Origin of the sequence: Arthrobacter sp. Hiyo1 (assembly GCF_001263615.2) — a bacterium.
GTDB lineage: Bacteria > Actinomycetota > Actinomycetes > Actinomycetales > Micrococcaceae > Arthrobacter.
Window position 1 is genome coordinate 124,671 of the sequence record NZ_DF952470.1, and the last position, 7,419, is coordinate 132,089.

A 7,419-nucleotide genomic window follows, 5' to 3' on the forward strand; every position below is an offset into this window, starting at 1 on the left:
CGAAGCCGGTGGCCTCAGGGTCGGCCCGCGTTCCGCGGGAGCCACTCCCGGACCTGCCTGCTACGGACGTGGAGGCACGGAACCTACCGTCACCGACGCCAACCTGGTGCTGGGGCGCGTGGACCCTGACTGGTTCGCAGGCGGACAGGTGTCCTTGGACCGGGAAGCGGCGATCGCCGCCCTGAAAACGGTTGGCGACCGGCTCGGTCTGGACCCCATTGCCATGGCCGAAGGGATCTGCGACGTCGCCAACTCCCAGATGGCCCAGGCGATCCGGACCATCACGATCTCCCGCGGGATCGAACCCCGGGACTTCGCGCTCGTGGCATTCGGGGGTGCTGGTCCCATGCACGCAGTCTTCCTCGCCAAGGAACTGGGCATCCCGGAAACAGTCGTCCCCCGGTTCCCCGGAGCGTTCTCGGCCTGGGGCATGCTGCAGACCAACATCCGCAAGGACTTCTCGGAGCCGTATTTCTACCTCGACGAGGATATCGACGTGGCCCACATGGCCGGCGTGCTGCGGTCGATGGAGTCTGAGGGCCTGAGCTCCCTGGCCTCCGAGGGCGTGCCGGAGGACAGCCGCCTCACCAATGCATCAGTGGATGTCCGCTACCAATCGCAGGAATTCTCCCTGAACGTTCCGCTCGCCTCCGCTGACGAACCGGAATCCACCGACTTCGTTGCCGCGTTGGCCTCGCGTTTCTCAGCGATGTACCACGAGCGCTATGGGCATTCCAACCTCGGGGCGCCCATCGAAATCGTGGCGCTACGGACGCAGGCCGTCGGCGACCTGGGCCGTCTTGATGCGCCACGTTTCGCCACCGCACAGAGCGCTGAGTTCAAGCATGAAATCCGCCCGGTGGTGTTTGAGCACATCGAACACCAGACCACCGTGGTCCGCCGTGACGACTTGGCCGCCGGCCATGCCTTCGAAGGCCCCGCCATCATCGTGGAACAGACCGCCACAACCGTGGTGCCCCCCGGCTTCGACGTCATCGTCGACGAATTCGGCTCACTGATCATCCGCACTCAAGACGTCGAAGGAAACTGAGGTACCAACAATGACAATCACTGCAGTCAAGACCCTGGATCCAGTCACCGTGGAGATCATCCGCAACGCGCTCACCAGCGCCGCGGACGACATGAACGCCACCCTCATCCGCTCCGCCTACTCACCCATCCTTTACGAAGGAGGGGACTGCGTCGTGGCGCTCCTGGACACCGAGCACCGCGTGCTCGGACAGTCCGCTGGGCTGCCACTGTTCTTGGGCAACCTGGAAACCTGTTCCATCGCGGTGGAAGAACTGTACGGCCGCGACGTCTGGAAGGAAGGGGACGTCTGGATCCTCAACGATTCCTATCTTGGCGGAACCCACCTGAACGACGTCACCATTTTTGCCCCGATCTTCGACGATGGCGCTGTGGTCGGCTTCGCAGCCACCCGTGCGCACTGGATGGACATGGGCTCCAAGGACGTCGGCGGTTCCATGGATGCGACGGACATCTTCCAGGAGGGCTTCCGGATGGGCCCGGTCAAACTGATCGATGCAGGCATTGAAACCTCCGTCGTGGATCTGATCCGAACCAATGTCCGCTTCCCCTACCAGACCATCGGTGACATGCACGCGATGATCGCCGCCCTTCGGATGGGCACCACCCGGATGAAGGAGCTCGTGGGCCGTTACGGGATGGACCAACTGGACGCTGCCCGGGATGAGATCTTCCGTCAGACGGAGGAAATCGAGCGCGAGACCGTCCGCAACATTCCCGACGGCGTCTACGAAGCCGAAGGCGTCCTGGACAACGACGGCATCAACCTGGACACCCCGATTCCAATCAGGCTAAAGATCACAGTCTCTGGCGACACCGTTGATTTCGACGTAACCGGATCGGCTGACCAGACCATGGGGCCCGTCAACTGTGGCGCCGCCCAGGCAGTCTCCGCACTGCGGGTCGGCTACAAGCTCCTTGTCAGCCCGGACTCCAACTCGAACGGCGGGTCTTTCCGGCCGTTGACCACCCAGGTGCGTTCAGGTTCAGTTCTCGGCGCGGTGGCGCCAGCCCCGTGCCAGTGGTACTTCTCCCACCTCGGACTACTGATCGACCTGGTTTCCAAGGCCATGGCACCGGCCATGCCCGAGCGGGTTGCCAGCGCCAGCCACGGCGACTCGATGATCATCACTGCAGCCGGTTTCGATCCTCGCTTCGGCCGGAACTTCGTGACCATGGAGGCCACACTGGGCGGTTGGGGAGCCTGGCAAGGCACCGACGGCGAGTCCGCGATGATCAACAACGTCAACGGCTCCCTCAAGGACCTGCCCATCGAAATGATGGAGACCCGCTACCCATTCCGCATCAACGAATACTCCATCCGACCCAACTCCGGCGGCCCCGGCCAGTGGCGCGGCGGAAACGGAGTCATCCGTGAATACGAGTTCCTGGCCGACTGCGTCGTGGGGCTCTGGTTCGAAAGGTCCAAGACCCCGGCCTGGGGACTGTTCGGCGGCTCAGACGCCCAAGGGCCCGAGGTTGTGTTCAACCCAGGTCGCAGCGATGAGGTCCGCACTCTGAAAGCCAACGCCCGCAAGGTCAAGGCCGGCGACATCGTCCGGCTCGCAGTCGGCGGCGGCGGCGGCTTCGGGGACGTCTCCCAGCGCTCCCGGGACGAGATCACCTACGACATCGTCAACCGCTTCATCACCGAGGACTTCGCCAAGACCCACTACGGATACTAAGCCCCGCCCACAGAAGGACACCCAATGAAAAACATAAAGAAATCAGCCGCAGCCGCGGCGCTCATCGGGCTAGCGCTCCTGACGTCAGCCTGCACCCCACCCACGCAAGCGGCCGCGGGACCAGCTTCGACGGCGGACGCCGGCAAACCCCTCAACGTCGGATTCTTCGGCTTCGCCAAGTCGAACGGCTTCGCCCAAGGAACCTTCCTCGGCGTCCAGCAGGCGGCCAAGGCCAACAACGCCAGCGCTACGTTCGTGGACCCCAACTTCAACGCCCAGACCCAGGTCCAGCAGATCCAGGACGCGGTCACCTCAAAACAGTTCGAGGTGATCGTTATCCAGGCGAACGACAACCAGGCCCTCATTGCGCCACTGCAGCAGGCCGTCCAAGCTGGCATAACGGTGGTGGTCGAGTTCTCCGTTATCGGTCCGAAGTTCGACACTATCCAGCCCCAGGTCCCCGGTGCGATCAGCATCGTTGACCTTCCCACCAGCAACGGCAAGATGCTCGGCCAAATGGGCAAGGATGCCTGCGCCAAAGTCTCCAAAGACACCTGCAAGGTGGCCTACCTCGAGGGATTCAAGTCCCTGCCGCTGGATAACGCCCGGACCGAAGCAGTGAAAGCTGAGCTGGCCACTGATCCGAAGATCAAGCTGGTGGCCAGTGTCGAAGGCGGATACACCCAAGACAGCGGCCGGCAGGCGTTCCAGAACGTTTCCCAGGCCAACCCGGACGTCGATGTCGTCATCGGTGCATCCCAGGCGATCACGGGTGCGGCCGCTGCGGCTGGCAATAGCAACATCAAGTTCATTGGCAACGGTGCATCTACTTCGAATGTCGAGGCCGTCCGATCCGGTAAATGGTTCTCCATCTACGTCAGCGACGTGGTGGCGAACGGCGCCAAGGCCACGGAACTCGGCCTTGCCAAGGCCCGGGGACAGCAGGTGGAGACGGCAGTGGACGAGGCGAGCTTGGCTCCCAACAAGGCCAAGGGCACCAAGGAAGCCCTCGACGCCGTGAACTACGTCTCGAAGTACTCTGACTAGCCGACTTATCACCCTCGTGGTCCTGTCTTGCCGGGGCTGAAATCCCGGCAGGGCAGGAGCCCCCGCCCCGGTCCCGGCAGGACCGGCCAAACGTCCATTCCATCTCCCGAGGTCAAAATGGCTATACAACAGTTGGATACACCAGAGCGAGTCAATCGGAGTGCCGCTCCGGAAATCACCGTCTCCGGAATCGGAAAGCGGTACGGTGCCAGCACTGTGCTCCGCGATATCACGTTGTCGGTGGCTCCGGGGGAAATCCACGGCATCATGGGGGAAAACGGTGCTGGCAAGAGCACGCTGCTGAAGATCCTCGGCGGCGCCATCGCGGCAGATTTCGGCGTCGTCAAGCTTGATGACCGGGAGGTGAAGATCGCCGAGCCCAGGGACGCCATCGCACAAGGAATATCCCTTATATCCCAAGAGCTGGCACTCGTTCCTGGCCTTTCAGTGCTGGAGAACGTCTTCCTGGGCCGATGGGCCAACACAGGAAGCCTGCTCCGTTCGCGGCGGGACGCCGATCACTTGGAGCGCCTCCTGGCCGAGACCGGCTTTGAGCTTGACCCCCGGGCGATGGCGGGGGACCTCCCGATCGGTCAGCAGCAGCAGGTCGAAATCCTGAAAGCCCTCGCCCGTGGCGCCAAGGTGCTGTGCATGGACGAGCCGACGGCGGTCCTGAACGAGGCCGAGAAAGCAAAGCTGTTGAAGGTGATCAGGAGCCTCGCGCGTTTAGGCACCACCGTCATCCTCGTATCGCACTATCTGGAGGAAGTCCTGGGTTTAGTGGACCGAGTGACCATTCTCCGCGACGGACAGCACATCACCACTGAGGACGCCTCGGGGCACACGCCCGAGTCGCTCGTCGGCCTGATGGTCGGCAGGGAGGTCGATTTCCTCATTCCGGAGGTTCAGCCGGTACCCCCGGAAGCAAAAACGGTGGTCCAAGTGGCGGGACTGAGCAGCTCAAAAGTGAAAGACGTCTCCTTCACGGTCCGCCAAGGCGAAATCCTGGGTATCGCTGGCCTGGTGGGCAGTGGCCGCAGCGAGACCCTGCTCGCCATGTTCGGTGCTGATCGAACCACCAGTGGATATGTCCAGATCAACGGCCGACGCCTCCGTGCCAACTCCATCCGGCAAGCCATCAAAGCCGGAATGGCCCTCGTCCCCGAGTCGCGGAAAGAACAGGGCCTAGTCATGTGCCGGCCGGTGGACGAAAACATCGCTCTTTCCACCTTGTCGGGCCGATCACTGGGCGGTTTCGTCAGGGTAGCCCGGGAAAAGGCAGCCGTATCCGAAATCAGCCATTCCGTCGACCTGCGCGGCGCCCGCCGCGGCTCGCTAATTGCCGATTTGTCCGGAGGAAACCAGCAGAAGGCGCTCTTCGCCAAGTGGCTGCTCAATCCTCCGGCGGTGCTGCTGGTGGACGAACCCACGCGTGGTGTCGACATCGAGGCCAAGGCTCGCATCCACGGCATGATCGCTGACCTCGCAGCAAAGGGCACGGCTGTCGTCGTTGTCAGCTCCGAACTCGAGGAAGTCATCGGCCTATCCCACCGTATCCATGTCATGAGGCAAGGCCGCATCGTTGCTGAATTCGACCGGAACGCCTCCCGCGATGAAGTCATGGCTTCCGCATTTCTGAAATAGGTGAATCAAATGACCACAGTTACTGCTGCCGTGTCCGAGCCGGCCGAGAAGAAATTCAAGCTCAATGTCAGGGATTTCGGGATCGTCTTCGGACTGATCGCCATCATGCTGCTACTGACCCTCAATACCGGAACGTTCCTCACGGGCCGAAATTTCATCAACCTGTTCGACCAAGCTGCCATCGTGGGACTGTTGGCCGCTGCCGCCACACTGTGCATCGTCAGCGGTGTCTTCGATCTTTCCTCCACCGCAAACTTGGCTGTCTCCGCCATCGCCGGAGTGATGATCACCCAGCACTTAGGGGTGATCGCGGGATTCGTCGGCGCATTGTTGGTGGGAGCCGCCCTGGGAACCGTCACCGGCCTGATCGTGGTCAGTACGAAGGTGAATTCCTTCATAGGCACGCTGGCGGTGAGCATCATTTACCGCGGCCTGGCCATCGTGATCACGGGCGGAGCCATCGTCGCGCCGCTGCCCGAGCAACTTGCCGCCTTCCAGACGTGGACCTGGCCCAGTCTCTTCGGCCTCACTGCGGGCTCCGTGCTCATGGTAGCCATGACGATCGTCCTAGGCATCGTCCTCTGGCGCACTACGTTTGGCCGCAGGATTTACGCCGTGGGCGGCAACAAGGAAGCGGCACGCCTTAGCGGTATCCGCACCGGTTCCATCCACGTCGCCGTCTTTGCCATCAGCGGCCTGTGCTCCGCGATGGCCGGCATGATTCTTGCTTCGCGCGCAGGCTCAGCCCAGCCAGCCATGGCCATCGGCATCGAACTCACGGCCATTGCCGCCGTGGTCATCGGAGGCACCAGCATTCTCGGCGGACACGGTGCTATGTGGCGGGCATTCGTCGGAGTCATGATCCTGACCGTCATCGGCAACGGCTTCAACCTGCTCCACTGGGACACCACCTACCAGCAGGTTGTCACCGGCGTCCTCATCCTGCTTGCAGTCGCCGCGGACGGATTGTTCTTCCGCAAGCGCACGGGCTAGGCCCTATCGGGGGACGCTATATACATGGAACATGGTCATGACCCGGTGAGGGAACTGCGGCAGGCTGAACAGGAGGCCGAACAATGCGCATAGGGCTGCGGTTGCAGGGAACAAGCTGCCGGACCTTGGTGCTCGACGGGCACAGCGTGGTGGCCGCCGCGGCTGCGGAGCGATGCAGCACGCTTGCGGAGGCCGTCGACACCACCTTCGAAGAGCTTCGCCACGAGCTTGGTGCGGAAATTACGAAAGTAACGGATATTACCTCCGACGCCGGAAGCGTCCTCGCTGCGCGGAAACTAGCCTCGGTCATCGCGATCCGGATTTCGCCCCGCCCGCCTGCGGACGCGTTCCACGTGACTGGGCTGCCGGCACTCGTGGTACCCGTGGTGGCCCGGACAGTCCACGTCGGCGGAGGCCACGACCTGCGAGGACGCCCCCTCGCTCCGCTAGGTTTGGAGGCTTTCCTGGCCGAACTTCCGGACATCCTCTCCGGAGACGTACGGAACATTGCAATCACCTCCGTGGGGTCGACAGCGTCGAAGGATCACGAAACGCGCATTGCCGATGCCATCCTGTCCAGTGACAGCGAAATGCGCATCAGCATCTCCAGCGACTTCTATTCCAGTGTTTTCCGCGACCGTGACTACACAGCCATCCTCAACAGCGCCCTCATGGAAACAGGAGAGGACCTGGTCGCGATGCTGGAAGCGTCGGGACGGCGGCATTTTCCCTCCGCCACGATGTGGTTCGCCAAGAACGACGGCGGCCGCGCGCCGCTCGCGCGGCTGGCAGTGATTCCGATTCACGGGTTGCGCCCCGAACCCGCTATGCAGATCCTCGGCGCGGCTACTTGGCCGGCGCCCCGGATGGGGAGGTCGTCATCTGTGCGGACTCTGGGGTCACCGTGGGCCAAATCCGCGGGGGTCTCCCTGCTACGCGAAGCGTCATCCGCCAAGGGTACGAGGCGAGCCTCGCCAGCAACGCCGCCGTCGTCGAACCG

General features: G+C 62.8%; 6 protein-coding genes. All 6 read left to right on the plus strand.

The window, feature by feature from the left end:
• Positions 1-1,051, plus strand: a 1,051-nt coding sequence (locus tag AHiyo1_RS09545; RefSeq protein ID WP_148667530.1) for a hydantoinase/oxoprolinase family protein, incomplete at its 5' end; no start/stop codon positions are given.
• 10 nt (positions 1,052-1,061) lie between these two features.
• Positions 1,062-2,735 (plus strand): hydantoinase B/oxoprolinase family protein, encoded by a 1,674-nt coding sequence (locus tag AHiyo1_RS09550; RefSeq protein WP_059388411.1) that lies wholly within the window; start codon positions 1,062-1,064, stop codon positions 2,733-2,735.
• A 24-nt stretch (positions 2,736-2,759) separates the two neighbouring features.
• Positions 2,760-3,782, plus strand: coding sequence for a sugar ABC transporter substrate-binding protein (locus tag AHiyo1_RS09555; protein WP_059388412.1), 1,023 nt, complete (start codon positions 2,760-2,762; stop codon positions 3,780-3,782).
• 117 nt (positions 3,783-3,899) lie between these two features.
• Positions 3,900-5,426: a sugar ABC transporter ATP-binding protein gene (locus AHiyo1_RS09560; RefSeq protein WP_059388413.1), complete on the plus strand. Its 1,527-nt coding sequence runs from the start codon at positions 3,900-3,902 to the stop codon at positions 5,424-5,426.
• Between the two features lie 9 nt (positions 5,427-5,435).
• Complete coding sequence (locus tag AHiyo1_RS09565; protein ID WP_059388414.1) at positions 5,436-6,419, plus strand: ABC transporter permease; 984 nt, start codon at positions 5,436-5,438, stop codon at positions 6,417-6,419.
• A gap of 83 nt (positions 6,420-6,502) precedes the next feature.
• Positions 6,503-7,419, plus strand: a 917-nt coding sequence (locus tag AHiyo1_RS09570; RefSeq protein ID WP_340639306.1) for a hydantoinase/oxoprolinase N-terminal domain-containing protein, incomplete at its 3' end; no start/stop codon positions are given.

Coding starts and splice junctions, on each gene's coding strand:
- AHiyo1_RS09550 (WP_059388411.1), top strand. CDS start 1,062: ATGACAATCACTGCAGTCAAGACCCTGGATCCAGTCACCGTGGAGATC.
- AHiyo1_RS09555 (WP_059388412.1), top strand. CDS start 2,760: ATGAAAAACATAAAGAAATCAGCCGCAGCCGCGGCGCTCATCGGGCTA.
- AHiyo1_RS09560 (WP_059388413.1), top strand. CDS start 3,900: ATGGCTATACAACAGTTGGATACACCAGAGCGAGTCAATCGGAGTGCC.
- AHiyo1_RS09565 (WP_059388414.1), top strand. CDS start 5,436: ATGACCACAGTTACTGCTGCCGTGTCCGAGCCGGCCGAGAAGAAATTC.